This window comes from Sellimonas sp., from assembly GCF_047234585.1.
Lineage (GTDB): Bacteria > Bacillota > Clostridia > Lachnospirales > Lachnospiraceae > Sellimonas > Sellimonas caecigallum.
Window position 1 is genome coordinate 34,997 of sequence record NZ_JBKSWG010000001.1, and the last position, 26,141, is coordinate 61,137.

At 45.9% G+C, this 26,141-nt stretch carries 22 protein-coding genes and 1 riboswitch; of the genes, 20 read left to right on the forward strand and 2 right to left on the reverse strand.

Annotated elements, in window-relative coordinates; all coding sequences use genetic code 11:
* Nucleotides 1-142 precede the first annotated feature (142 nt).
* The 17 genes from tig to ACLROL_RS00235 all read left to right on the forward strand — a co-directional run bounded on the left by tig (nucleotide 143) and on the right by ACLROL_RS00235 (nucleotide 20,341).
* Nucleotides 143-1,429 carry a trigger factor gene (gene tig, locus ACLROL_RS00155; protein ID WP_087198843.1) on the forward strand — a complete coding sequence of 429 codons (1,287 nt, stop codon included), beginning with the start codon at nucleotides 143-145 and terminating at the stop codon, nucleotides 1,427-1,429.
* A 26-nt stretch (nucleotides 1,430-1,455) separates the two neighbouring features.
* Nucleotides 1,456-2,037, forward strand: a complete 582-nt coding sequence (gene clpP, locus ACLROL_RS00160; RefSeq protein ID WP_087198844.1) for an ATP-dependent Clp endopeptidase proteolytic subunit ClpP — start codon at nucleotides 1,456-1,458, stop codon at nucleotides 2,035-2,037.
* Nucleotides 2,038-2,133: 96 nt separating this feature from the next.
* Entirely contained in the window at nucleotides 2,134-3,384 is a 1,251-nt protein-coding gene (gene clpX, locus ACLROL_RS00165; RefSeq protein ID WP_087198845.1) for an ATP-dependent Clp protease ATP-binding subunit ClpX, read from the forward strand.
* Between the two features lie 82 nt (nucleotides 3,385-3,466).
* Complete coding sequence (lon, locus tag ACLROL_RS00170) at nucleotides 3,467-5,788, forward strand: endopeptidase La (RefSeq protein ID WP_413067112.1); 2,322 nt, start codon at nucleotides 3,467-3,469, stop codon at nucleotides 5,786-5,788.
* Nucleotides 5,789-5,802: 14 nt separating this feature from the next.
* A complete protein-coding gene (yihA, locus tag ACLROL_RS00175) occupies nucleotides 5,803-6,408 on the forward strand; it encodes a ribosome biogenesis GTP-binding protein YihA/YsxC (protein ID WP_087210886.1) in 606 nt (201 codons plus the stop codon).
* A gap of 4 nt (nucleotides 6,409-6,412) precedes the next feature.
* On the forward strand, nucleotides 6,413-7,549 hold the full coding sequence (gene ytvI, locus ACLROL_RS00180; RefSeq protein ID WP_287449791.1) for a sporulation integral membrane protein YtvI: 1,137 nt from the start codon (nucleotides 6,413-6,415) through the stop codon (nucleotides 7,547-7,549).
* Between the two features lie 95 nt (nucleotides 7,550-7,644).
* The gene (locus ACLROL_RS00185; protein ID WP_087198849.1) at nucleotides 7,645-8,130 is read left to right on the forward strand and encodes an NUDIX hydrolase; all 486 of its coding nucleotides are present in this window, start codon (nucleotides 7,645-7,647) and stop codon (nucleotides 8,128-8,130) included.
* Between the two features lie 82 nt (nucleotides 8,131-8,212).
* Nucleotides 8,213-8,381: riboswitch (Lysine riboswitch) on the forward strand.
* A gap of 207 nt (nucleotides 8,382-8,588) precedes the next feature.
* Complete coding sequence (locus ACLROL_RS00190) at nucleotides 8,589-10,160, forward strand: Na+/H+ antiporter NhaC family protein (protein ID WP_413067148.1); 1,572 nt, start codon at nucleotides 8,589-8,591, stop codon at nucleotides 10,158-10,160.
* 139 nt (nucleotides 10,161-10,299) lie between these two features.
* Complete coding sequence (locus ACLROL_RS00195) at nucleotides 10,300-11,907, forward strand: xylulokinase (protein WP_413067113.1); 1,608 nt, start codon at nucleotides 10,300-10,302, stop codon at nucleotides 11,905-11,907.
* A gap of 245 nt (nucleotides 11,908-12,152) precedes the next feature.
* A complete protein-coding gene (locus ACLROL_RS00200; RefSeq protein WP_087198853.1) occupies nucleotides 12,153-13,229 on the forward strand; it encodes a GntR family transcriptional regulator in 1,077 nt (358 codons plus the stop codon).
* Between the two features lie 18 nt (nucleotides 13,230-13,247).
* Nucleotides 13,248-13,937 carry an L-ribulose-5-phosphate 4-epimerase gene (gene araD, locus ACLROL_RS00205; RefSeq protein ID WP_087198854.1) on the forward strand — a complete coding sequence of 230 codons (690 nt, stop codon included), beginning with the start codon at nucleotides 13,248-13,250 and terminating at the stop codon, nucleotides 13,935-13,937.
* A 31-nt stretch (nucleotides 13,938-13,968) separates the two neighbouring features.
* Nucleotides 13,969-15,468, forward strand: coding sequence for an L-arabinose isomerase (gene araA / locus ACLROL_RS00210; protein ID WP_087198855.1), 1,500 nt, complete (start codon nucleotides 13,969-13,971; stop codon nucleotides 15,466-15,468).
* A gap of 140 nt (nucleotides 15,469-15,608) precedes the next feature.
* Nucleotides 15,609-16,649 (forward strand): aldose epimerase family protein, encoded by a 1,041-nt coding sequence (locus tag ACLROL_RS00215; RefSeq protein WP_087199214.1) that lies wholly within the window; start codon nucleotides 15,609-15,611, stop codon nucleotides 16,647-16,649.
* A 119-nt stretch (nucleotides 16,650-16,768) separates the two neighbouring features.
* On the forward strand, nucleotides 16,769-17,158 hold the full coding sequence (locus ACLROL_RS00220; RefSeq protein ID WP_087210898.1) for a DUF6465 family protein: 390 nt from the start codon (nucleotides 16,769-16,771) through the stop codon (nucleotides 17,156-17,158).
* Nucleotides 17,159-17,298: 140 nt separating this feature from the next.
* The gene (locus tag ACLROL_RS00225; protein ID WP_087198857.1) at nucleotides 17,299-18,030 is read left to right on the forward strand and encodes a hypothetical protein; all 732 of its coding nucleotides are present in this window, start codon (nucleotides 17,299-17,301) and stop codon (nucleotides 18,028-18,030) included.
* 83 nt (nucleotides 18,031-18,113) lie between these two features.
* Nucleotides 18,114-18,956: a PHP domain-containing protein gene (locus tag ACLROL_RS00230; RefSeq protein ID WP_087198858.1), complete on the forward strand. Its 843-nt coding sequence runs from the start codon at nucleotides 18,114-18,116 to the stop codon at nucleotides 18,954-18,956.
* Nucleotides 18,953-20,341, forward strand: coding sequence for an aldehyde dehydrogenase (locus ACLROL_RS00235; protein WP_413067114.1), 1,389 nt, complete (start codon nucleotides 18,953-18,955; stop codon nucleotides 20,339-20,341). The genes ACLROL_RS00230 and ACLROL_RS00235 overlap by 4 nt, the downstream gene beginning before the upstream one ends.
* Nucleotides 20,342-20,436: 95 nt before the next feature.
* Here ACLROL_RS00235 and feoB read toward each other — a convergent pair whose 3' ends face one another.
* Nucleotides 20,437-22,494: a ferrous iron transport protein B gene (gene feoB, locus ACLROL_RS00240; protein ID WP_221919506.1), complete on the reverse strand. Its 2,058-nt coding sequence runs from the start codon at nucleotides 22,492-22,494 to the stop codon at nucleotides 20,437-20,439.
* Nucleotides 22,473-22,718, reverse strand: a complete 246-nt coding sequence (locus tag ACLROL_RS00245) for a FeoA family protein (protein ID WP_087198860.1) — start codon at nucleotides 22,716-22,718, stop codon at nucleotides 22,473-22,475. The genes feoB and ACLROL_RS00245 overlap by 22 nt, the downstream gene beginning before the upstream one ends.
* Nucleotides 22,719-22,943: 225 nt before the next feature.
* Between ACLROL_RS00245 and leuC the strand changes: the two genes are divergently transcribed.
* The 3 genes from leuC (at nucleotide 22,944) to ACLROL_RS00260 (ending at nucleotide 26,131) form a co-directional block, all read left to right on the forward strand.
* Nucleotides 22,944-24,215 (forward strand): 3-isopropylmalate dehydratase large subunit, encoded by a 1,272-nt coding sequence (leuC, locus tag ACLROL_RS00250; protein ID WP_087198861.1) that lies wholly within the window; start codon nucleotides 22,944-22,946, stop codon nucleotides 24,213-24,215.
* Between the two features lie 3 nt (nucleotides 24,216-24,218).
* Nucleotides 24,219-24,722, forward strand: a complete 504-nt coding sequence (locus tag ACLROL_RS00255) for a 3-isopropylmalate dehydratase small subunit (RefSeq protein ID WP_413067115.1) — start codon at nucleotides 24,219-24,221, stop codon at nucleotides 24,720-24,722.
* A 98-nt stretch (nucleotides 24,723-24,820) separates the two neighbouring features.
* Complete coding sequence (locus ACLROL_RS00260) at nucleotides 24,821-26,131, forward strand: Na+/H+ antiporter NhaC family protein (RefSeq protein WP_413067116.1); 1,311 nt, start codon at nucleotides 24,821-24,823, stop codon at nucleotides 26,129-26,131.
* The last annotated feature ends 10 nt before the right edge of the window (nucleotides 26,132-26,141 follow it).

A 26,141-nucleotide genomic window follows, 5' to 3' on the forward strand; every position in this document is an offset into this window, starting at 1 on the left:
GAATTCTGTGCCGGAAAATAGGAAAAACGTGATGTAAGGGCTGGAAATCTTGAGAGTTATATGATATACTCATAAAATGAGTGTAATGTAGATAAGTCTGCCGACTTTTCGCATATACGACAAGAATTAGGAGGAAATGTAAATGAGTTTACAAGTAGAGAAACTGGAACACAATATGGCGAAACTTACCATTGAAGTTTCCGCTGAAGAACTGGAAAAAGCACTCCAGGGAGCATATCTGAAACAGAAAAAGAACATCAGTATCCCGGGATTCCGAAAAGGGAAAGTGCCGCGCCAGATGATCGAAAAGATGTATGGACCGGAAGTATTCTATGATGATGCAGCAAATAAGCTGATCCCGGATGCATACGGAAAAGTGTACGATGAGGAAGGGCTGGATATCGTGTCTCAGCCGAAGATCGATATCGTGCAGATCGAAAAGGGCAAACCGTTCATTTTCACAGCTGAAGTTGCTCTGAAACCGGAAGTAACATTAGGCGAATACAAAGGATTAAAAGTGGAAAAGATCTCTAACCGTGTGACACAGAAAGAGATCGATGCAAAACTTGCTGAAGAACAGGAAAAGAATGCAAGAACAGTATCTGTGACAGACCGTCCGGTTCAGGACAAAGACGAAATCGTTTTTGATTTCGAAGGATTTGTTGACGGAGAGGCGTTCGAAGGCGGAAAAGGAGAAAACTACCCGCTGACGATCGGATCCGGAGCATTTATCCCTGGATTCGAAGAACAGCTCATCGGAGCAAACCTGGAGGAAGAAAAAGAAGTACAGGTTAAATTCCCGGAAGAATACCATGCAGCAGAGCTTGCAGGAAAAGAAGCTGTGTTCAAATGTACAGTACACGAGATCAAGACAAAAGAGCTTCCGGAACTGGATGACGAGTTCGCATCAGAGATTTCTGAGTTCGATACACTGGATGCACTCAAGGCAGACATAAAAGCAAAGATCAAAGAACAGAAGATCGCTGAAGGAAAGAGAAAGCAGGAAGACAAAGCGGTAGAAGAAGCTGTTGCAAATGCACAGATGGACATTCCGGATGCAATGATCGATACAGAAGTAAGACAGATGGCAAATGACTTCGCGCAGAGACTGAGCCAGCAGGGACTTTCTGTAGAACAGTACTTCCAGTTCACAGGAATGACAGCAGAAAAGATGCAGGAAGAATTAAAGCCGCAGGCATTAAAGAGAATCCAGACAAGACTTGTTCTGGAAGCAATCGTGAAGGCGGAAAACATCGTGATCAGCGATGAAAAGCTTGACGAAGAAATCCAGAAGATGGCAGATGCTTACAAGATGGAAGCTGACAAGCTGAAAGAATTTATGGGAGAAAAGGAAAAAGAACAGATGAAGCTGGACATGGCTGTTCAGGAAGCTGTTACATTCCTTACAGATAATGCGGTAGAAGAATAAGAGGCAAATATAAGGAGGCATATTACATGAGTTTAGTACCTTATGTCATTGAACAGACAAGCCGCGGAGAACGGTCCTATGATATTTATTCAAGACTTTTGAAAGACAGGATCATTTTCCTGGACGGAGAAGTGAACGATGCTTCTGCGAGTGTGATCGTAGCTCAGCTTCTGTTTCTGGAGGCGGAAGATCCAGGCAAAGACATCAATCTGTACATCAACAGTCCAGGAGGTTCTGTGACAGCAGGCCTTGCTATATATGATACGATGCAGTACATTAAATGTGATGTGTCCACGATCTGTATTGGCATGGCTGCAAGTATGGGCTCTTTCCTGCTGTCCGGCGGGACAAAAGGAAAAAGACTGGCGCTTCCGAATGCGGAGATCATGATCCATCAGCCGCTCGGCGGTGCACAGGGACAGGCGACAGAGATCCAGATTGCAGCGGAACATATTCTGAAAACCCGCCGGAAACTCAATGAGATTCTGGCAGCAAATACAGGGCAGACATTGGAGACCATCGAAAAAGATACAGACAGAGATAACTTTATGTCTGCAGAGGCAGCAAAGGAATACGGTTTAATTGATGAGGTCATCACGAGCCGGTAAAAGAAACAGGGGCTGTCCCCGGATGGGGCATCCCCTTTCCGTGTTTCTGATTAAGAAGTTCAGAAAACCGGGAAGTATAATAGATGAGGTGCGAGAATGGCTTTAAAAGAAGATGTAGTGAGATGTTCCTTCTGTAACAAGACGCAGTCCCAGGTCAGAAAATTGATCGCAGGCCCGAATGGAGCTTATATTTGTGATGAGTGTATCGAGATCTGCGCTGAGATTATAGAAGAAGAATTCGAGTATGAAAATGAAAACAGCGGGCTTGCAGATATCAATCTGCTAAAGCCGGAGGAAATAAAAAGTTTCCTGGATGATTATGTGATCGGACAGGAAGAAGCCAAGAAAGTACTTTCCGTAGCTGTTTATAACCATTACAAACGGATAAAAGCGGAGAAAGACCTTGGCGTGGAACTGCAGAAAAGCAATATTCTGATGCTCGGACCAACCGGAAGCGGAAAGACATTGCTTGCGCAGACGCTTGCAAAAGTACTGAATGTACCGTTTGCCATCGCGGACGCCACAACACTTACAGAGGCCGGGTATGTCGGGGAAGATGTAGAAAACATTCTTCTCAAGATCATTCAGGCGGCGGAAGGAGATATTGAAAAGGCAGAGTATGGTATTATTTATATAGATGAGATTGACAAGATCACGAGAAAGTCTGAAAACCCATCCATAACAAGGGATGTATCTGGAGAAGGTGTGCAGCAGGCTCTCCTGAAGATTGTGGAGGGGACGATTGCTTCTGTTCCTCCTCAGGGAGGCAGAAAACATCCGCATCAGGAACTGTATCAGATCGATACGTCCAATATCCTGTTCATATGCGGAGGTGCTTTCGAAGGGATTGATAAGATCATCGAAAAGCGGATCGATCAGAAATCTATTGGATTCAACGCAGACATTGCTTCCAAACACGAAGACAATCTTGATCGGCTTTTGAATCAGGTTCTTCCTCAAGATCTTGTAAAATACGGGTTGATTCCGGAGTTCGTGGGCCGTGTACCTGTCGTTGTGGCTCTCGAATCCCTGGATCGTGACGCCCTGATCAAGATATTGACAGAGCCAAAGAGTGCCATTGTGAAGCAGTATCAGAAACTTCTCGAGCTTGATGGCGTAGATCTGAAATTTGATACGGCTGCCCTCGAGGCGATCGCAGACCGCTCAATTGCACGGAAGACAGGGGCAAGAGGGCTGCGTGCTATCATGGAAAATATTATGATGGACATCATGTATAGGGCACCGTCAGATGAGAGCCTGAAAACCTGCATCATCACAAAAGAAGTTGTGGATGGAACGGGGCTTCCAAAGACGGAGCATATAGAGACAGAATCTGAAAGTGCATAACAAGTCTGTACAGACAGCAGACTACGCGAAGGAGTGCAGGTAAGTGTTTACCTGCACTTGCTCGCTTTATATGGAGGAAAATATGACAGAATACAAGAGACAAATACCAATGATACCATTGAGAGGGCTGACGGTCGTTCCTGGTATGGTAGCACAGTTTGATATCGGCAGAGAAAAATCCGCTCAGGGAATAAAAAATGCGATGCTGAATGACCAGCAGATCTTTCTCGTCCGTCAAAAGGATGAAGAGATGGAGGAGCCGGTTATCAAGGATATGTACAGGGCAGGGGTTCTCGCCGAAGTAAAACAGATCGAACACAAATCAGGCAGCTCACTGCGCGTCATGGTGTACGGCAAAAAAAGAGGAATTTTGAGCGCGATGCATGATTTGGGGGAATTTTGGGAAGCGGAAATCTCTTTTCCGGAAGAGGAAAAGCCGGAATTGCCGGATGATATCACAGAAGAAGGGATGAAAGAGGTCCTTATCCATTGCCTGGAAGAGTACAGAGAAAAGACAAGACAGATTCCTCTTGGCATTATGATGGAGATCGAAAAGACAGAGGATGTCTATCAGATGGTGGATGAGATTGCGGCAAACGTACATTTTTCTCCTGATGAACTGCAGGAGATTCTCGATGGTAAAGAGCCATTGGAGAGGTATTACCTCGTGGCGTCCAAGCTTGAAGAGAAAGCGAAGGAAGTTGATATTCGGGATGAGATTGACCGCAATGTAAAGGAGCGCATCGATAAGAACCAGAGAGAATATATCTTGCGGGAACAGATGAAGTATATCCGGGAAGAGCTGGGAGAGGACGGGCCTCTTTCTGATGCGGAAGAATTTGAGAGACAGGCAGAAAGCCTGGAAGCCCCGAAAGAAATAAAAGAGAAGATAGAAAAAGAGATCAGGCGTTTCCGTAATATCGGAAATAATCCGTCCGAATCGGGGGTTATCCGTACATATATTGAGACGATGCTGGAGATGCCGTGGGACAAAAAGGCCCCGGAATACACAGATATCGACCACGCGAAAGAAGTTATGGAGGCAGAACATTATGGATTGTGGGAGGTAAAGGAGCGGGTGCTGGATTACTTGGCTGTTCACAGTCTTACAAAGCAGAGTGGAACGCCGATTCTTTGTCTGGCAGGTCCTCCTGGTACAGGAAAGACGTCTATCGCCCAATCTCTTGCCGAGGCGCTGAAAAGGCCGTATGTACGCATTTCGCTTGGGGGAATCCGTGATGAAGCAGAAATACGAGGACACCGCAAAACGTATGTTGGGGCGATGCCGGGCAGAATTGCCGATGGAATCCGAAAAGCAGGAGTGAAAAATCCAGTGCTTCTCCTGGATGAGATAGACAAAGTCAGCACAGATTACAGAGGAGATACTTTTTCCGCACTTTTGGAAGTGTTGGATGGAGAACAGAATAAAAAATTCCGTGATCACTACCTCGAAGTACCTTTAGATCTTTCGGAAGTCGTATTCGTGACAACGGCCAACACACTCCAGACGATTCCGAGACCGCTTCTTGACAGAATGGAAGTGATCCAGGTATCCAGCTATACGGAAAATGAAAAATTTCATATTGCAAAAGAACATCTGCTTGAAAAACAGATTGAAGGCCATGGACTTTCCGGAGGGCTTCTGTCTGTCTCAGATGGCGCGCTTCGCAGAATGATACGATATTATACGAAAGAGGCAGGTGTCCGAAATCTGGAGAGAACATTGAGTGATGTGTGCAGGAAAGCGGCAAGGGAAATATTGGAGACAAAGAAAAAGAGCATTCGAGTTACAGAGCGGAATCTTTCTAAATATCTCGGAAAAGAAAAATACAGGTACCAGATGGCCAATGAGAAAGATGAAGTGGGAATTGTGCGGGGACTTGCATGGACAAGTGTTGGCGGCGATACCCTTCAGATAGAAGTCAATGTTCTCCCAGGAAAAGGAAAACTGATGCTGACAGGACAGATGGGGGATGTGATGAAAGAATCAGCCCAGACAGGGATCAGTTATATTCGTTCAGTCAGTGGAGAATATGGTATCCCGGAAGACTTTTTTGAGGAACATGATATTCATGTGCATATTCCGGAAGGAGCTGTTCCAAAAGACGGACCATCGGCAGGGATCACGATGGCGACCGCGATTCTTTCCGCAGTTGCAGATATCAAAGTAAGGGCAGATGTGGCGATGACAGGCGAGATCACGCTTCGTGGCAGAGTACTTCCGATCGGCGGGCTGAAAGAAAAGCTCCTGGCGGCAAAAAATGCAGGAATGAAACGAGTGATTGTCCCAGCAGAAAACGAGAAGGATGTGGAAGAGATTTCCCAGGAAATTACGAAAGGACTGGACATTAAGTATGTCTTCCGGATGGAAGAAGTGCTGCGGTACAGTCTTGTTCAGAAATAGTAAGGAGGAAAAAAATGGTCATAAAGAATGTTGAGCTTGAGACGGTATGCGGAATCACAAGCAGACTCCCAGAAAACGAAAAACCGGAGATTGCATTTGCAGGGAAATCAAACGTAGGGAAGTCTTCTCTCATCAATGCGCTCATGAACAGAAAATCTCTGGCCAGGATTTCAGCAACACCAGGAAAAACCCAGACGATCAACTTTTACAACATCAATCAGGAGCTTTACCTTGTAGACCTGCCAGGATATGGATATGCCAAAGTATCCGAAAAGGAGAAGATCGCGTGGGGCAAGATGATTGAACGTTACTTGCATGAATCGAAACAATTGAGAGCAGTCTTCCTCCTGATCGACATCCGGCATGATCCGTCAGCCAATGACAAGATGATGTATGAGTGGATTTTGAATCAGGGATATCAGCCGGTTATCATTGCCACAAAACTGGACAAAATAAAGAAAAGCCAGATACAAAAGCAGCTTAAGGTTCTCAGACAAGGCCTGGGGCTTGTAAACGGCACTACCATTATACCGTTCTCTGCACAGACAAAACAGGGAAGAGATGAAATCTGGCAGTTTGTTGACAGAGAAGTGTTTGGAAAAGAGGACGGGGAGGAATAACCGTATGGAACCGGAGAAAAAGAAAGATGGAGAAAGACCTTATTGGAAAGTTGCTGCCAGCTTGTTTTTCAGTTTGCTTGGAACAGTTTTATTCCTTGTGATCGGCATCAAGGCACTGACATATTTTATGCCATTTGTGATTGGATGGTTTATTGCCTTTCTGGCATATCCGCTTGCCGGATGGCTCGAGAGAAGGCTGAAGATCAAGAAAAAGCTTGGATCGGCTCTTATCATGATCTTTGCAATCGGAGCAGTGGCAGGACTTGGATATTGGGGCGTGAGCAAGCTTGTCCGGGAAATTCAGATGGTAATCAGCAATGCACCGGATCTTTACCAGGATTTGGAAATTGGACTTAGGGAGATTGGAGATAAATTCCAGGGAATCTACCGTATGCTGCCGGAAGGTGTGCAGACGGGCTGGAACTCCCTTGTGTCAAACATGGACGAGGAGATCGGCAAGCTGATCGGAAGTATAGGAAATCCGGCTATGCAAGTGACAGGGAATGTGGTAAAGAGGATTCCCAGTATTCTGGTTGCAGTTATCGTGACGCTTGTAGCTGCCTATTTCTTTATCGCCCAGCGTGAGGAGGTTATCCAGTGGAGCAAAAAAATCGCTCCAAAGGCTGTACAGGAAAGAATGTCTATGGTAATTTACAATTTAAAGTACGCTGTGGGAGGATATTTTAAGGCCCAGTTTAAGATCATGGCAGTTGTAGGACTGATATTGCTGGCCGGATTTTTTATCCTGAAAGTGGAGTATGCTCTTCTCTTGGCAGTGCTGATCGCCTTTCTGGACTTTCTTCCTTTTTTTGGTACAGGGACAGCTCTGATCCCGTGGGCGCTTTATCAGATATTTACAAGTGACTACAGGGAAGCCATCGGACTTTTTATCCTTTATGGCGTGACACAGCTTGTCAGGCAGATCATACAGCCGAAACTGGTTGGGGACAGTGTTGGACTCAACCCGCTTGTCACGCTCTTTCTCCTGTACTTTGGATATAAGCTGGGAGGGCTGCTTGGAATGATACTGGCTGTTCCGATCGGTATGATCCTTATCAATCTTTACAAAGCAGGAGCTTTCGACTACATTCTTGATGATGTAAAGGTTTTGGCAAAGGGGATTGCAAAGCTGCAGGAATAAGAAATAAAAAAGTTTCTATTTATAAAAATATATTTCTATAAAAATAATAATATATCTTAAGAAAGCTTTGATATCAAATAGTTAGGAGAGTAAATATGCCTAAAGTACAGATGACCACGCTTGGATATATTGAAAAGGACGATTCTTATCTGATGCTGCACCGGGTAAAGAAAAAAAATGACGTCAATCAAGATAAATGGATTGGTATCGGCGGAAAATTTGAGTACGGTGAAAGCCCGGAGGAATGTCTTATCCGGGAAGCCAAAGAAGAGACCGGACTTTTGATAACTTCATGGAAATTCCGTGGAATTTTGACATTCATCTGTGACAAGCAGGATCCGGAGTATATCTGCCTGTACACGGCAGATAAATTTGAAGGGGAATTGAAAGAATGTGGAGAAGGCACTCTGGAGTGGATTCGGAAAGAAGAGGTTTTGAATCTGAATCTCTGGGAAGGAGATAAGATCTTTTTCAATCTTATCGCGAAAGACGCACCTTTCTTTTCCCTGAAGCTCGCGTATGAGAATGACAGTTTGAAAGAAGCTGTGCTTGACGGGAAAAAAGTGCTTGTAGCCCGCTGAAAAGTGTGATATGCTAAAAAAACTTCCACCTGTCTTATCAGGAGAGGACAATAATGATTCTGTAATTAAGAAAAGAAAAATGAGAAATGATAGAGGCGCGGTTTTCATCAGTATGTTTTGCTTCAGACGGACCATCTGCAAAACAGAAAGGGGAAACTGCCGAAGACAGATTTCGAGGCCGTGAGAAAGCTGTCTGGGCCGCTCGCAGAATATGCGGCGGACTGTCACGGATGTGGAGTGCTATCATAGGCTTGGATCGTAATGAAGCCGTGAGTGTGTCTTTCTGCATGCTCACGGCTTTTTGAATGATGTCATACAGAAAGTGCAGCAGGGAGGTGGGGAGTTAAAGTGGGAAAATCCACTTTGTTTTCAAAAACAGACTTCAAAAGAGAATGGGAGGAGAAAAGAAGATGAGAAAAACTAAAAGAAGAGTTTTAGGCAGCCTGTTTTTGCTTTTTATGATGACAGCGGCTTTTTCCGTGACAGTTTTTGCAGGCGATGGAGAAACTGTAAAGCCGGATATGTATGCGACGTTTTGGTCACTTATTCCGCCGGTGGTAGCGATCGGACTAGCCCTGATCACGAAAGAGGTGTACAGTTCCCTTTTTATTGGGATCCTAGTGGGCGGTATTTTTGCTGCGGACTTCAGTTTTGAAGGAACAGTCAAACATGTGCTGGATGGGGGGATCGTCAAAGTATTAACGGATTCGGCCAACGTGGGAATTCTGGTATTCCTTGTGATCCTCGGCGTCATCGTCAGCATGATGAACAAAGCCGGAGGATCCGCCGCATTTGGCGAATGGGCAGGAGGAAAGATCAAAGGGAGAGTGGGCGCGCAGCTCGTCACAATTATTTTGGGAGTCCTGATCTTTATCGACGACTATTTTAACTGTCTGACAGTTGGGAGCGTGATGCGTCCGGTCACAGACCGACATAATATTTCCAGAGCTAAGCTTGCCTATCTGATCGATTCTACAGCGGCTCCGGTCTGCATTATCGCCCCGATCTCTTCCTGGGCAGCTGCAGTATCCAGCTACGTCGAAGGAAAAGATGGCTTTGCTATCTTTATTCAGGCGATCCCGTACAATTTTTATGCCCTCCTTACAATTGTAATGATGGTAGCGATCACAGTCATGAAAATAGAGTACGGACCGATGCGTATGCATGAGCTGAATGCGGTTAAAGGTGATATCTACACGACTCCGGATCGTCCTTATGCGGATGCTGAATCCGAGAAGAAGGAAAATGTAAAAGGGAAAGTGATAGATCTTGTGTTCCCGGTTCTGGCCCTTGTAGTTTGCTGTGTCATCGGAATGATATACACAGGCGGATTTTTCAGCGGGACAGATTTTGTGACGGCATTTTCACAGTGCGTTGCTTCGGAAGGACTTGCTATTGGAAGCTTCTTTGGACTGATCATTACGATTGCCCTTTATTCAGTCCGCCGGGTGCTTCGTTTCCGGGAATGTATGGACTGTATCCCGGACGGATTCAGAGCCATGGTTCCAGCCATTTTGATACTCACATTTGCATGGTCTCTAAAGGCTATGACAGATACTCTGGGGGCGGATGTATTTGTGTCTGAACTTGTCAAGTCGTCGGCGGGAGGATTCATGAATTTTCTGCCGGCCATTATTTTCCTGATCGGGTGCTTCCTGGCATTTGCAACAGGGACAAGCTGGGGGACATTTGGCATCCTGATCCCGATTGTTGTAGCGGTGTTTGAAAATTCCAATCCAACGTTGATGATCATTTCTATATCAGCATGTATGGCAGGAGCTGTGTGCGGAGATCACTGTTCTCCGATTTCGGACACAACAATCATGTCTTCGGCAGGGGCACAGTGCAACCATGTAAATCATGTTTCCACCCAGATCCCATATGCTGTAACGGTCGCATCTGTCAGCTTTGTGACTTATATCATTGCCGGATTTGTGCAGACAGCATGGATCGCACTGCCGGCAGGGATCATCCTGATGATGCTCGTATTGTTGGTAATACGGAAAAAATATGGGAAAGTAGAAGAATAGAAAATACAACTTGGAGTGATATCTGTCCTCATTTTCCAGCATTTGTACGAAAACGGTCATATTGCACAGGAATTCTTGCTGAGAGAGAACAGGAAATGGTATAATAACACAAAAGTGCAGACTAGAAGGAGGAAGGAAAATGAGCGTGGATATCAGCAGGATAAAAAACATCATTGAATCGGGAAAGGCAGTTCTTGGGATCGAGCTTGGTTCTACAAGAATCAAGGCCGTTTTGATCGATGACTGCAATGCTCCGATCGCATCCGGAAGCCATGAGTGGGAAAACAGATATGAGAACGGTGTCTGGACATATTCTTTGGACGATATCTGGAATGGTGTGCAGGCAAGCTATCGGGATATGGTTCAGGATGTCAAAGAAAAGTACGATGTGGATGTGCACAGACTTGGGGCAATCGGATTCAGCGGCATGATGCACGGTTATATGGCATTTGATAAGGACGATAATCTCCTTGTGCCGTTCCGTACATGGAGAAATACGATAACGGAAGAGGCATCAGAAAAGCTGACAGCGCTTTTCAGTTATCATATCCCGCAGAGATGGAGCATCGCGCACCTGTACCAGGCAATGCTAAATGGCGAAGAACACGTAAAAAATGTGACGTTCTTTACCACACTGGCAGGATACATTCACTGGAAACTGACAGGGCAGAAAGTGCTCGGAGTAGGGGAAGCATCCGGAATGTTTCCGATTGATATCGAAACCGGCCGGTTCAATAAAACGATGATCGAACAGTTTGATGAAGCTGCAAAACAAAAAGGATACGACATGCATCTTGCAGAGCTGCTTCCGGATGTGAAGACGGCAGGGGAAGAGGCAGGTATCCTCACGGAAGAAGGAGCAAGACTGCTTGATCCGACAGGAACTCTTGAGGCCGGGATTCCGATGTGCCCGCCGGAAGGTGACGCCGGTACAGGTATGGCTGCAACAAACAGTGTAGCCCGAAGGACAGGAAATGTGTCTGCCGGGACAAGCGTTTTTGCTATGGTGGTGCTGGAAAAAGAACTGTCTTCCGTGTATCCTGAGATTGATCTTGTGACAACTCCGTCAGGAGATCTTGTGGCCATGGTACACTGCAACAACTGCACATCCGATCTGAATGCATGGGTAAATGTGTTCCGTGAGTTTATGGATGCATTCGGAATCAAGGCCGATATGAACGAACTTTATGGAACTCTTTACAGAAAAGCCCTTGAGGGAGAGAAGGATTGCGGAGGACTTCTTGCGTATAACTACTTCTCGGGCGAACATATCACAGGGTTTGAAGAAGGAAGACCTCTTTTTGTGAGAACACCGGACAGCCATTTTAACCTGGCAAATTTTATGAGAGTACACTTGTATACTGCCCTTGGAGCCTTGAAAGTAGGTATGGACATCCTTCTGAAAAAAGAAGGTGTAAAGCTTGATAAGATCTATGGACATGGGGGACTTTTCAAGACGAAAGGCGTAGGTCAGAAGATTATGGCGGGTGCCATCGATGTCCCTGTTTCTGTCATGGAGACAGCGGGTGAAGGAGGAGCATGGGGTATCGCCCTTCTTGCCTCTTATATGATACAGAAAGCAGAAGGAGAAAGCCTGGATCATTATCTGAACGAGAAAGTTTTTGCAGGCGAGACAGGAGAAGAAATGCAGCCGGACAAAGAAGACGTGGACGGATTCGATGCATTTATCGAACGTTACAAAGAAGGGTTCGCTATTGAGCGGGCAGCGGTGGATCATCTGAAATAGCTGGAAAAAACAGAGATAAAAATGAAATGAAAGAAAAAAGTGTGTTTTCGTTATATGAAAATGCACTTTTTTTCTTTTGGTAAAAATGAATGCAGAAAATATGTATGAAGTGAGACGATAAAAAACAATACAACTTCAGAAATACAGACAAAAGGTCAAAGACAAATTTGGATAAGACTCCAACTTGTATTAACAGGTGTTATGGGATATAGTTTAAATATAAGGAAAGAGAGGCTGAGAAGTGGATGCAGAAGAAATATGAAGAGGTCGTGGCATGGATCAAAGGAGAGATGCACGCGGGACGGCTGAAACAAGGGGACAAACTCCCATCAGAGAGTGTGCTGCAGAAACAATTTTCCGTTAGCCGGCAGACAGTAAGGAGAGCGCTTGCTGTTCTGGAAGAAGAGAAGATCACGAGAAGTATAAGGGGAAGCGGAACGTATATCGAGATCCGGAGAAAACAGAAGCAGGAGACGATGCGCATCGCGGTCATGTGTACTTATCTGGACATCTATATCTTTCCATTGATCGTAAAAGAGATGGAAAAAGTCATTTCCGATGCAGGCTATACGCTTCAGATTGCCGCCACGAACAATGCGATTGAAAAAGAAAGGATGATCCTCAAAAGCTTCATCAAGGATAAATCCATCGACGGGCTGATAGCAGAGACGACAAAGAGCGGAATTCCGAATCCGAATCTTGCATTGTACCAGGAGCTGGAACAGATGGGAATTCCGGTTATCTTTATCAATAGCTTCTACAAGGAACTTCGGATCCCTCATGTGAGCCTCAATGACAAGATGGCCGGAAAGATGGTCACACAGCACCTCCTGGATTGCGGACATATGAAAATTGCGGGCATTTTCAAGGCGGACGATGGTCAGGGACATGCGCGGTATGCCGGATATGTCGAAGCTCTTATGGAGGCAGATATCAAAGTCAAAGGGAAACAGATTATATGGATCGATTCCGATGAGTTGGAAGGTATGCGAGAAGACTGTGGAAGGATTTTGCGAAGGATCCGAAACTGTACTGCCTGTGTCTGCTATAACGACGAGGTGGCGAATAAACTCGTGGGAATCTGTATGGAACAGGGAATCCGGATACCTGAAGACTTGTCTATTGCCGGGATTGATAACTCCGATCTCGCACGATTCTGTGAGATTCCGTTTACCTCAGCGGAAAATCCGATCCGTGAGCTTGGAAAAGTGGCAGGAGAAAAGATACTTGAAAGGATCCGCGGCAATGAAGGCGTGGAATCAGTGGAACTAAAGCCGAAACTGATCATGAGAAATTCGGTAAAGGTCATCACAAATATCTGAAAAGGAGGAGACGAAAGAATGCTGGAACAGTTAAAAAGGGAAGTATATGAAGCAAATATGCTTTTGCCAAAGTATGGTCTTGTGACATTTACGTGGGGGAATGTAAGCGGGATCGACAGAGAGAGCGGACTGTTCGTGATCAAGCCAAGCGGTGTGGATTACGACAAACTGACATGGGAAGACATGGTAGTGCTGGATCTGGACGGAAATCAGGTGGAAGGTACAATGCGCCCATCATCCGATACACCGACCCATCTGGAACTTTACAGAAATTTTCCGGACATGGGTGGGATCGTACATACACATTCGCCGTGGGCGACAAGCTGGGCTCAGGCTGGCAGAGGGATCCCGTGTTATGGAACGACCCATGCGGACTATATGTACGGTGAAATTCCGTGTGTGAGAAATCTCACGAAAGAAGAGATCGAAGAGGCGTATGAAAAAAATACAGGAGTGTTGATCGCAGAACATTTTAAAGACAAAGAGTACATGGCAATGCCGGCAGTGCTGTGCAAAAATCATGGCCCATTCACATGGGGAAAAGATGCACATGAGGCGGTGCACAACGCAGTTGTCCTGGAAGAGGTGGCGAAGATGGCGGCAAGATGTGAGATGATCAATCCGGAAGTTCAGCCGGCACCGCAGGAGCTTCAGGACAAACATTATTACAGAAAGCACGGAGCAGGCGCATATTACGGACAAAAATAAAAATGATATATCATAAAGGAGGAGAAACGATATGTTAAAGAGAAAAGATTACAAGTTTTGGTTCTGTACAGGATCACAGGATCTGTATGGAGATGAATGCCTTGCACATGTGGCAGAACATTCTCAGAAGATTGTGGAAGCACTAAATGCATCCGGAGTACTTCCGTTTGAGATCATCTGGAAACCGACGCTGATTACAAATGAACTCATCAGAAAGACTTTCAACGAAGCAAACACAGATGAAACATGTGCGGGCGTTATCACATGGATGCACACATTTTCCCCTGCAAAATCCTGGATCTTAGGACTTCAGGAATACAGAAAACCGCTGCTTCATCTGCATACACAGTTCAACAAGGAGATCCCGTATGATACGATCGATATGGATTTCATGAATGAAAATCAGTCTGCACATGGCGGACGTGAATTTGGACATATCTTTACACGTATGGATATCGAGAGAAAAGTCATTGTTGGACACTGGTCTGATGTGAAAGTACAGGAGAAGATTGCATCCTGGATGCGGACAGCTATCGGTGTCATTGAAAGCAGCCATGTTCGTGTCATGAGAGTCGCAGACAATATGCGAAATGTGGCTGTAACAGATGGCGATAAAGTGGAAGCACAGATCAAATTCGGATGGGAAGTGGATGCATATCCGGTCAATGAGATCGCAGAAGCAGTTCAGGATGTAAATGAGGGGGACGTAAATGCCCTTGTGGAAGAATATTATGACAAATATGATATCCTCCTGGAAGGAAGAGATCCGGAAGAATTTAAAAAGCACGTGGCAGTGCAGGCACAGATTGAAATCGGATTTGAACGTTTCCTGGAAGAAAAGAACTATCAGGCTATCGTCACACATTTCGGAGATCTTGGCAGTCTGAAGCAGCTCCCGGGACTGGCAATCCAGAGACTGATGGAAAAAGGATACGGATTCGGAGGAGAAGGAGACTGGAAGACAGCAGCTATGGTCCGTATCATGAAGATCATGACAGAAGGAATGAAGGACGCCAAAGGAACATCTTTCATGGAAGATTATACATATAATCTTGTCCCTGGAAAAGAAGGAATCCTGCAGGCACATATGCTGGAAGTTTGTCCGTCCATTTCGGAAGGACCGATCGGCATCAAAGTAAATCCGCTGTCTATGGGAGACAGAGAAGACCCGGCAAGACTTGTATTTACATCAAAAGAAGGACCGGCCATCGCGACATCCCTGATCGACCTGGGAGACAGATTCCGCCTCATCATCAACGATGTGAACTGCAAGAAGACTGAAAAACCGATGCCGAAACTTCCTGTAGCAACTGCATTCTGGACACCGGAACCGAATCTTGAGACAGGGGCAGAAGCATGGATCTTAAGCGGAGGTGCTCATCACACGGCATTTTCATATGACCTGACATCAGAACAGATGGGAGACTGGGCTGCTATGATGGGAATCGAAGCGGTATATATCGACAAAGATACAACGATCCGCAATCTGAAGAACGAACTTCGCTGGAACAGCGTTGCATATCGCAAATAGATCGGAAAATCAACAGAAAGTCCTGCAATGCAGCATCGCTGCGGTGCAGGACTTTCTCCTTTTCATAAAAAGGATTTTGATGTAAAATGAAAAGAGAACAGTGGAAGAAAGGACTGCCGGCAAGGCAGAAGGTTGCAGACATGAAAAAAACAGAATTTGGAAACACAGCTTCCGGAAAAAAAGCTGTACTTTACACGCTGGAAAATGAAAATGGAATGAGGATTTCCGTGACAGATCTTGGGGCTGCCCTTGTGAATGTTATCGTAAAAGACAAGAACGGAGAAGAAAAAGATGTCGTTCTCGGATACGATGACGCCCAGGGATATGAGGCGGGGACGTCATTTTTAGGGGCTATTGTAGGAAGAAATGCCAACCGGATCGCAGATGCGGCTTTTGAACTGAACGGAAAGAGATATGAGCTTGCAGAAAATGAGAATGGAAACAATCTGCACAGCGGACCGGATTTTTATAATAAGAGACTGTGGGAAGTGAAAAAAGAAAATTCTCATTCGGTTACGTTTGCGCTTTTTAGTCCTGACAAAGACCAGGGATTTCCTGGAGATCTTCGGATGGAAGTTACATATACGCTCACGGAGGACAACGAAGTGAAAATCTCCTACCGTGGCGTGACGTCTGAAGATACGATCATCAACATGACAAATCACAGCTATTTCAACTTGAATGGCGAAGGAATGGAAGATGTAACGAACCATGAAGTGTGGATTGATGCTGATTTTGTCACGAAAATCAGTGCGTCCCTGATTCCGACAGGGGAAAAAATTTCTGTGGATGGAACACCGATGGATTTCAGGGAAAAGAAAGCGATTGGCTGCGGTATTGATGAGCAGGATGAGCAGCTTAGCTTTGGAGGAGGTTATGACCACAACTGGTGTCTGAACAACCGGGGAAAATATAAAAAAGTGGCGGAAGCGACATCTCCGGTAACAGGAATCACGATGGAAGTTTTTACGGATCTTCCGGGAATGCAGATGTATACAAGCAATGCTTTGGAGGAATCTTGCGGAAAAGGGAAAAAGCCGTACGGAAAGCATGCGGCAGTCTGCTTTGAAACACAGTACTATCCGGATGCCATCCATCATGAAAATTTTGAGGCGCCGATCTGCAAGACCGGAGAAGTCTACGAGACGACAACTTCATACAGATTCACGTCGGAAAGATGATGATGCGTTTTCTTGCATTTTAAGAAAAATGTGATATAATATTGTGCAGCTAGTTTGGTAAGACATGGGAATGTGTAAATTTTAGAGACAAACATTCAGTATCAGGAGGATTATCTATCATGGCAAGGAAAAGAGCATTGGCTAAGGTAACTGCAAAAGCAGAAGCAGCAAAAGCAGAAATGCACGAAGCTGCACAAGAAGTAAAGGCAGCAGTGGAAGAAAAGAAAGAAGAAGTAGAAGCTGCTGCAGAAGAAAAAAAAGAAGAAAAGACGGCAAAGAAACCGGGCAGAAAACCGGCCAAAAAAGAAATTAAAGTAAAAACATATGTTCAGTATTTCGGAAAAGAAGTAGAACAAAAGGAAATGATCGCAGCAGTGAAGAAAGACTGGACAAAGGCATCCGGGAAAAAGGTCGGAGATATCAAAGAGATCAATCTTTATGTAAAACCGGAAGAAGCGGCAGTTTACTATGTGGTAAACGGAACCGATTCCGGAAAGGTTGCATTTTAATATCGGAAAAAAATATGGAAAAAGCGCTGTATGGCCCATGTGCGGGGATACAGTGCTTTTTTTGGCATTGCGGATATCAGAGATTTGTATTACAATGATTTTACAGGATTAAAGCAGAAAAGCACAAAGGAGAGATGCGCATGGATTATATAACACAGACTGTGGAGAATATCGGACAACGGATTTTTGAGACAGAGATACAAGATTTTTCTCTTATTGGCTGGATATCAGAAAGGGGCATACCGGTTGGAGCTGTACTGGGTGCAGTGGCGCTCCTAATGTTGTTTGCAGGGGCAAAGTGCAGGAGAGTTTTGTTTGGAATCCAGGGACTGGTTGTAGGGATAGCAGGAGGATTTACAGCTGGCTGGTTCCTTGGGCTTGATGGTATGAGCCTTCTGGGAGTGAGCGCTGCTGTGGGAATCGTGCTGTGCGTTCTCGAGGCAGTATTCCTGAGATTTGGAGCATTTTTCTTTGCAGTGTGTACGGCAGCAGGAAGCGTCGTTCTGCTCGTCCCTGATCCATCCTGGATCGTATGGGCCATCGGGGGAGCAGTCGGCATCGTCTTTGGGATCCTGACTGCGGTGTTTTTAAATCCACTTATTATACCGGTTACAGGAATCGCTGGCAGTGTGATGGGGGGAGCGGCCCTCACGGCTTTCATCGATCCATCAAACAGGATAGTTTTATATTTGTCCTGTCTTGTTTTGGCGATAGTTGGGATTACAGTTCAGTACATCGTGGAATACAGAAAGATTGCCAGAATTGAAAGAAAAAGGGCAGGAGAGATCCGGAAGAAAAAATCTGTGGAGTCTGAGATCGAGAGTGCAAGAAGCGTTTTGGATATTGATGAAGAGACAGAAACGCAAGAGTAGATGAAAATTGAGAAAAAAGAGAATCGCATTGCTAGTTTTCTGGCAAAAGGGTATAATAAGCCTATAGTAAAGGGGGCTTGTATATGAAGATTGATATGCATTGTCATGTAAAAGAAGGTTCGATCGACAGCAAGGTGGGGCTGGAAGAATATATCGAGAAACTGATGGACAACGGTTTTGACGGGATGGTAATCACAGACCACGATACGTACAATGGCTACCGTTACTGGAAACAAGAGATCAAAGGAAAGAAATACGAAAAATTTGCTGTGTTTAAAGGCATAGAGTATGATACGCGCGACGCGGGACATTTTCTTGTCATTATGCCGGAGGGAAGGAAAATGAGGCTTTTGGAAATGCGGGGAATGCCTCTGGCGATGCTTATCGATCTCGTACACAAAAACGGAGGAATTCTTGGACCTGCTCATCCATGCGGGGAGAAGTATTTAAGTTTTACGAACACAAAACGGTTTTACAAATCTCCGGAGTTGATCAAGAGGTTTGATTTTGTGGAAGTGTTCAATGCGTGCGAGTCGATGGAATCCAATACCGGGGCGGTAAAGTTCGCAAAAAAATACGGAAAACCGGGGACCGGAGGAAGTGATGCCCATAAGATAGAGTGCGTGAGTACGGCGTACACGCTGATCGATGGATATGCCACTTGTGAGACGGAACTGATCGATCTGATCAGGAAAGGAAAGATCATGGAAGCCGGAGGCAGATTTTACGAAAAGACGGTAAAAGACAAGATCGGAAAAGTAAATAAGCTGCTCGTATACAGTTTCTGGTTTTATAATAAGGGCGGCGAGCTTCTGAAAAGAAGAAGCCGTCACAAAAAGATGAAAGTGGAAAGTCCGATCGACCCGATCGATCCGATAGAGATTCCGTATCTCAGAGAAGCGAAAAAAGAAAAAATGCAAAGATGATCAGACTGAAAGGAGCAGAAATGGGATACCAGGGATTAATCAAAAAACAGAAAGAGTTTTTTAAGACAGGAAAGACAAAAAAGACAGCGTTCCGTCTCTTTTATCTGAGAAAGCTTTTGAGATGGATGGATGAAAATGAATCCGATATTATTTGTGCTCTGAATCAGGATCTTGGAAAATCTGAGACAGAGGGTTATATGACCGAGATAGGCATGGTCAAGGAAGAGATCCGGCACACAATGCGGCATCTTGCATCCTGGGCGAAACCAAAGTATGTAAAGACTCCTGTCAGTCAGTTCCCTTCCGCCTCTTTTATCTACAGGGAACCATACGGTGTTGTCTTGATTATGGCGCCGTGGAACTATCCGTTTCAGCTTACCGTGGCGCCTCTGATCGGGGCGATTGCCGCCGGGAACTGCGCGGTATTAAAGCCGTCGGCATATTCGGCGCACACATCGGAGATCATAAAGAGGATGATAAAAGAAGTGTTCCCGTCCTGCTATGTGACTGTGATCACAGGAGGGCGGAAGGAAAATGAAGCGCTCCTGAATGAGAAGTTTGACTATATATTCTTTACCGGAAGTCCCAGAGTGGGGAAATCCGTGATGGAGAAAGCAGCGAGGTATTTAACTCCGGTAAGTCTGGAGCTTGGGGGAAAGAGCCCGTGTATTGTGGATGAGACGGCAGACCTGAAGATGGCTGCCAAGAGGATCGTCTGGGGAAAATTTCTGAATTCCGGACAGACATGCGTGGCACCGGATTATCTGCTCGTGCAGCACAGTGTGAAAAGAAAACTTTTGCATTATATGAAAAGGCAGATACAGAAAATGTACGGGATGGATCCGATTTCCAACCCGGAATATCCAACAATCATCAATCAGAGACATTTTCGAAGAGTATGCGGCCTCATCAATCCGGATAAAGTCGTATACGGAGGAAAATCCGACAGATCCGCTCTCAAGATTGAACCTACTATCATGGACGGTGTCACATGGGATGATGCAGTCATGAAAGAAGAGATATTCGGTCCCGTGCTGCCGGTAATGACATACTATGATCTGAAAGAAGCAGCTGCGGTTATCGATGCACAGCCGAAACCGCTGGCGCTTTATCTGTTTACCAAGGACAAAAAGAAAGAGTCGTACATTGTGAGACGGCTTTCTTACGGAGGAGGCTGCATCAATGATACGGTCGTACATCTGGCGACCCCTTATCTTCCATTTGGAGGTGTCGGACAGTCCGGCATGGGGAAATATCATGGAAAGGCAAGTTTTGATACCTTTACGCATGAGAAGAGTATTTTAAAGAAGTCTCTTCGGGTAGATCTTCCATTCCGGTATCCGCCATTTAAAAAGCATCTGAAGATCATAAAAAAATTTCTGTGAAGAAATAACCGAAAAAAGTAAGAAAAAGCGGGGAGTCCCTTACAAAGTTGGGGCTCCCCGCTAATGTGTGGAATTTGTTTTTTTGAAAATATGTGTCAGAAGAGCAAAAGTCCGATATGGTAGACAAGGAAGGCAAATACCCAGGCAGTCACAAGCTGGAAAGCTGCAAAAGCGATGGTAATACGCATCTTCCCCACTTCCCGGTGGATGGTGGCCATTGTCGCCATACATGGCACATACAGAAGACAAAATACCATAAGTGCATAGGCATTGATGGCTGTAAAGCCCATGGATCCGAGCACCTCTACCATGGAACTCATTCCGGCAGCAGTAGTAATATTGGCGATTCCAAACAGTACGCTGCAGCTTGAGACAACCACTTCTTTTGCGGCGATACCTGAGATTAAAGCTACAATAATCTGCCAGTATCCGAGACCCACAGGGGCAAAAACCGGCTCGATCGCCTTGCCGATGATGGAGCCGAAACTTTCAGAAATATCGGACACCACACCGTGAGGACCGAGATTCATGATGCCCCACATGACAATGGATGCGATGAAGATGACGGTGCCGGCTTTGGAAAGATAATCTTTGACCTTTTCCCACACATAGATGAAAATGGTGTGCGCGTTCGGCGATTTATATTCCGGGAGCTCGATGAGGAGCGTCTGTTCTGCTTTGCTTCCATCAAGTTTCGATACGATAAAAGAGACTGCGATAGCCACAACGATGCCCAGAAGATACAGTGAGTAGCAGACGAGCATCTTATATTTTCCAAAAAACATGGATGAAAACAATACATAAATAGGAAGTCTTGCGCTGCATGACATAAACGGTGTTACAAGGATCGTCTTAAGACGGTCTTTTGGATGTTCCAGTGCGCGGGAAGCCATGACTGCAGGGACAGAGCAGCCGAATCCCAGAAGCAGCGGAATGAAAGCGCGTCCGGAAAGACCCAGGTGTCCCATCAGATCGTCCATGACATATGCGACACGTGACATATATCCACTGTCTTCCAGAAAAGCCAGCGCCAGGAACAGGATGAAGATGTTGGGGAGGAAGGTCAGGATCCCGCCTACTCCGGAAATGATCCCATCCACCACAAGAGACTGCAGGAGCGGGTTTGTACCGGCGGAAGAAAGCGCTCCGGAGACAAGGTCTGAGAACCATACAAGCCCAAGTTCAAAATATCCTTTCATCCAGTCTCCTACTGTGAAGGTAACAAAGAAAACAAAGGCCATGATTGCAAGAAAGATCGGAAGTCCAAGATATTTATCCGTCATGTAACGGTCAATCCTGTCTGTGGAAGCTGCCTTTGCGTCTTTGTTCACAAGCACTTCCTGGATGATTTCTTCTATAAAGTCATACTTCTGATTGATGATATCTTTCTCATAGCTTCGGTCTGCGATCCCGCTCAAGTCTACAGGATGTTGTTTCATGACGGTCTCGTCGTGTTCGAGAAGCTTGATGGCGTGCCATCTTTTGTTTGGCAGATCCGGATTTTCGGCAGTGAGCCGGTCGATGAGGATATCAATCTTGTCCTCTATCATGTCATCGTAAACCATGGCGTATTCATTGTGATGATTGTGCCTGTGTGAGGACTGCTGTTCTTTCTCCGCGTGATGATGGATCAGCGGATCCTGACCGGTCAGCCCTTCGTGGTGCAGGACGGCATGAAGCAGGATAGAAAGACCGGTCTTTTTTCTCGCGGAAACCGGGATACATGGTATGCCAAGCATTTCCGGGAGGCGGTGCAGATCGATCTCCATGCCGCGTTCTTCCACGATATCCATCATGTTGAGTGCAAGGATGACCGGCTTTCCAAGCTCGATGAGCTGCAAAGTCAGATACAGGTTGCGCTCCAGGGAGGAAGCGTCCGCCACATCGATGATGACATCGATATCGCTGCTCATGATGCATTCCCGGGAAACTGTCTCTTCCATCGTGTAGGAAGTTAAGCTGTAAATTCCAGGAAGGTCTGTAAGCTTGATTTTCTGTCCTTCGTATTCTGTCATTCCCTCTTTTTTTTCCACTGTCACGCCAGGCCAGTTTGCAACTTTGAGATTTGCCCCGGTGTAGGCGTTGAAGAGGGTTGTCTTTCCGCAGTTTGGATTTCCGATAAAACCAACGTTTACTGTTTTGGAGTTTGGCATGATACATTTTCCTCCACATCGATATGTTCGGCGATCCTTCTGCCGAGAGCAAAACGTGTGCCGCGGAAACGCACCGTCATAGCTCCCTTCTTGTCATTGTTCAATATCGTAACCGGCGCGCCTTCTGTAAGTCCAAGTGCTTCCAGGCGGCGCTCAAGGGCAAGCTCGAGACGAATGGATTTTACAGTGTAGGTCTGTCGGTTTTTTCCCATTTTCAGATTCATTTCTCTCCTCCTTTGCAAGTGTGCGGCCGGCAGTCTGTCGGAATATGTATAAACCGTGCCGAACTTTGCCGCACTTTAATATTATATAATAAATAATCTGAAGCGTAAACAAAATTGTGAGACGTATACAGCAGGGAAAACCGAATGCGCTCTATTTTTTTCTTGCACATGAATACAGTAATGTGATAAAATATTTAGAAAAGTGACAGAGGAGGCGCGTACAATATGGGAATGACAATGACGCAGAAGATCCTTGCAGCGCATGCGGGACTTGAGTCTGTGGAGGCGGGACAGCTGATCGAAGCGAAATTGGATGTTGTGATGGCGAATGATATTACCGGGCCGATGGCAGTGCCTGTATTCAGAAAGATGGCAGATAAAGTGTTTGACAAAGACAAGGTAGTCCTTGTGCCGGATCATTTTACACCGAACAAGGATATCAAATCTGCCGAGAATTCCAAGTCAATCAGGGAATTTGCAAAAGAACAGGGACTGACTCACTACTATGAGATCGGACAGATGGGAATCGAGCATGCACTTCTCCCGGAAAAAGGAATTACAGTTGCGGGAGAGTGTATCATCGGTGCAGATTCACATACCTGTACATACGGAGCGCTTGGGGCATTCTCTACAGGCGTAGGGACGACAGACATCGCTACCGGCATGGCTATGGGAGAGCTGTGGTTTAAAGTGCCGTCTGCGATTCAGTTTGTGTTGAAAGGAAAACCTGGGAAATTTGTGAGCGGGAAAGATATCATCCTGCACATTATCGGAAAGATCGGGGTAGACGGAGCGCTCTACAAATCCATGGAATTTGTAGGAGAAGGACTTTCCAATCTTTCGATGGACGACCGGTTTACAATGGCAAATATGGCCATAGAAGCAGGTGCAAAGAATGGTATTTTCCTTGTGGATGAAAAGGCGGAAGCGTATATGAAAGAACATTCCGAAAAGGAATATAAGATCTATACTCCGGATGAAGATGCCATCTACGATGAAGTGATCGAGATCGATCTGGCGGAAGTAAGACCGACAGTGGCATTTCCGCATCTTCCGGGGAACGCTCACACGATCGATGAGATCGAGGAGATGGAACCGATCCGGATCGACCAGGTAGTCATCGGATCTTGTACGAACGGGCGGATGGAAGACATGAGAAGAGCGGCGGCTGTCCTGAAAGGACACAAAGTGCATCCGGATGTGAGAGTTATCGTGATCCCAGGGACACAGAAGATTTATAAAGAGTGTCTGAAAGAAGGGATCGCAGAAATCTTTGTAGATGCGGGATGTGCGTTCAGCACGCCGAGCTGCGGCCCTTGCATGGGCGGACATATGGGTGTTCTGGCGGCAGGAGAGAAATGTGTGTCCACTACAAACCGAAATTTTGTAGGAAGGATGGGACATGTGGACTCCCTGATCTATCTGGCCTCTCCGGAGACAGCGGCAGCGAGCGCCATCGCAGGATATATTGCAAATCCAGAGAAAGTAGGTGCATAGAAGATGAAAGCAAAAGGACATGTGTTTAAATACGGGGACAATGTAGATACAGACGTGATCATTCCGGCACGTTATCTGAATTCTTTTGATGCGAAAGAGTTGGCATCCCATGCTATGGTGGATATTGATCCGGAATTCGCAGGCAAAGTAAAGCCGGGCGACATCATTGTGACGAGAAAGAACTTCGGATGCGGATCATCCAGAGAACATGCGCCGCTTTGCCTGAAGACAGCGGGTGTAAGCTGTATCATCGCGGAGACGTTCGCCAGAATCTTTTTCCGCAATTCCATCAACATCGGTCTGCCGATCATCGAGTGCAAAGAAGCGGCTCTGGAGATCGAAGCCGGCGACGAGGTGGAGATCGATTTTGACAGCGGAAAGATTTATGACCGCACGAAAGGAACGGAGTACCAGGGACAGCCGTTTCCGGAATTCATGCAGAAGATCATCTCTGCGGGCGGCCTTGTCAGCTATACAAATGAAAAAGTAAAAAGCGGTTCAAATTAAATGATGGAAAACTACGAGGCGCAGCATTTATGAAGTGCTGCGCCTGTTTTCGACATAGAAGATAATAGAAGATAATTTACAGTGAAAGGGGAAACATTATGAATGAAAAACAGACAAAGGGGAATGCGGCAGCGCTCCTGCCAATCGGAGTATTCCTTGTCATATTTTTGGGGTCCGGGTTTGTCACGGGGGATTTCTACGCGATGCCTGCGATCCTTGCATTCCTGATCGCTCTGTTTGTGGCGTTTATCCAGGACAGAAAACATGATTTCAATCAAAAGATCCATATTATCGCACAGGGAGTGGGAGAGGACAATATCATTACGATGTGTCTGATCTTCCTCTGCGCAGGCGGATTTTCCGGAGCGGTAACGGCAGCCGGGGGAGCAGACAGTACAGTAAATCTGGGACTTTCTATTCTTCCGCCTAATATTGCAGTTGTGGGATTATTTTTGATCGGATGCTTTATTTCCGTCTCAATGGGAACGTCCATGGGGACGATCGCCGCGCTGGCGCCCATCGCCATGGGGATCAGTGAGAAGACAGGATTTGCTCTTCCGATCTGTATCGGAGCAGTCGTGTGCGGAGCGATGTTCGGGGATAATCTTTCCATGATTTCCGATACGACGATCGCGGCAGTCAAGACACAGGGATGTGAGATGAAGGACAAGTTCCGTGAGAATTTTCTTATTGTCCTTCCGGCAGCCATTGTCACAATCCTCATCTTTTTCGTCCTGACAGCAGGAGGGGAATATAAGGTCACAGAAGAGTTGTCTTACAATATCTGGAAAGTAATGCCGTATCTGGTCGTTTTAGTTGGCGCTCTGATCGGATTTAATGTATTTCTCGTTCTGATGACCGGTACTGTCCTGTCTTTGATCATCGGAGCAGTATCTGGATCCATCGCTTTGTCAGACCTGTTTCGGGTAGTGGCGCAGGGGGCGGACGGAACTGGCGGTATCATGGGGATGTATGATATCACGGTCATTTCCATCGTCGTAGCGTGTATCGTGTCGCTTGTAAAAGAAATGGGCGGGATCACATTTATACTGAACCTGATCCGCAAGAATATCCGCGGACAAAAGGGAGGAGAATTCGGGATTGCAGGTCTTGCTCTTCTTGTGGATATGTGTACGGCGAACAATACGGTGGCTATCGTCATGGCCGGCCCTATCGCAAAGGAGATCAGCCAGGAATTTGGGATCGACAAGAAGCGTTCCGCGTCTCTCCTGGATATTTTCACTTCCGTAGGGCAGGGGCTCATACCGTACGGAGCTCAGCTTCTGTCTGCAGCAACCCTGACACAGATTACACCGTTTGAGATCATGCCATATCTGTACTATCCGATTCTGATGGCGGTAAGCTCCGTCTTTTTCATCCTTTTCCGGAGAAGAAAAACGGAGATTTAGCATGATAAAG

Excerpts from the sequence above, each read along its gene's own strand:
- clpX (WP_087198845.1), top strand. The coding sequence starts at position 2,134 with ATGGCTTTAAAAGAAGATGTAGTGAGATGTTCCTTCTGTAACAAGACG.
- ACLROL_RS00245 (WP_087198860.1), bottom strand. The coding sequence starts at position 22,718 with ATGAATCTGAAAATGGGAAAAAACCGACAGACCTACACTGTAAAATCC.
- ACLROL_RS00220 (WP_087210898.1), top strand. The coding sequence starts at position 16,769 with ATGGCAAGGAAAAGAGCATTGGCTAAGGTAACTGCAAAAGCAGAAGCA.
- ACLROL_RS00260 (WP_413067116.1), top strand. The coding sequence starts at position 24,821 with ATGAATGAAAAACAGACAAAGGGGAATGCGGCAGCGCTCCTGCCAATC.
- ACLROL_RS00255 (WP_413067115.1), top strand. The coding sequence starts at position 24,219 with ATGAAAGCAAAAGGACATGTGTTTAAATACGGGGACAATGTAGATACA.
- tig (WP_087198843.1), top strand. The coding sequence starts at position 143 with ATGAGTTTACAAGTAGAGAAACTGGAACACAATATGGCGAAACTTACC.
- ACLROL_RS00200 (WP_087198853.1), top strand. The coding sequence starts at position 12,153 with ATGCAGAAGAAATATGAAGAGGTCGTGGCATGGATCAAAGGAGAGATG.
- ACLROL_RS00190 (WP_413067148.1), top strand. The coding sequence starts at position 8,589 with ATGATGACAGCGGCTTTTTCCGTGACAGTTTTTGCAGGCGATGGAGAA.
- feoB (WP_221919506.1), bottom strand. The coding sequence starts at position 22,494 with ATGCCAAACTCCAAAACAGTAAACGTTGGTTTTATCGGAAATCCAAAC.
- ACLROL_RS00215 (WP_087199214.1), top strand. The coding sequence starts at position 15,609 with ATGAAAAAAACAGAATTTGGAAACACAGCTTCCGGAAAAAAAGCTGTA.
- lon (WP_413067112.1), top strand. The coding sequence starts at position 3,467 with ATGACAGAATACAAGAGACAAATACCAATGATACCATTGAGAGGGCTG.
- araA (WP_087198855.1), top strand. The coding sequence starts at position 13,969 with ATGTTAAAGAGAAAAGATTACAAGTTTTGGTTCTGTACAGGATCACAG.
- araD (WP_087198854.1), top strand. The coding sequence starts at position 13,248 with ATGCTGGAACAGTTAAAAAGGGAAGTATATGAAGCAAATATGCTTTTG.
- ACLROL_RS00235 (WP_413067114.1), top strand. The coding sequence starts at position 18,953 with ATGATCAGACTGAAAGGAGCAGAAATGGGATACCAGGGATTAATCAAA.
- ACLROL_RS00195 (WP_413067113.1), top strand. The coding sequence starts at position 10,300 with ATGAGCGTGGATATCAGCAGGATAAAAAACATCATTGAATCGGGAAAG.
- ACLROL_RS00230 (WP_087198858.1), top strand. The coding sequence starts at position 18,114 with ATGAAGATTGATATGCATTGTCATGTAAAAGAAGGTTCGATCGACAGC.
- ACLROL_RS00225 (WP_087198857.1), top strand. The coding sequence starts at position 17,299 with ATGGATTATATAACACAGACTGTGGAGAATATCGGACAACGGATTTTT.
- leuC (WP_087198861.1), top strand. The coding sequence starts at position 22,944 with ATGGGAATGACAATGACGCAGAAGATCCTTGCAGCGCATGCGGGACTT.
- clpP (WP_087198844.1), top strand. The coding sequence starts at position 1,456 with ATGAGTTTAGTACCTTATGTCATTGAACAGACAAGCCGCGGAGAACGG.
- yihA (WP_087210886.1), top strand. The coding sequence starts at position 5,803 with ATGGTCATAAAGAATGTTGAGCTTGAGACGGTATGCGGAATCACAAGC.
- ytvI (WP_287449791.1), top strand. The coding sequence starts at position 6,413 with ATGGAACCGGAGAAAAAGAAAGATGGAGAAAGACCTTATTGGAAAGTT.
- ACLROL_RS00185 (WP_087198849.1), top strand. The coding sequence starts at position 7,645 with ATGCCTAAAGTACAGATGACCACGCTTGGATATATTGAAAAGGACGAT.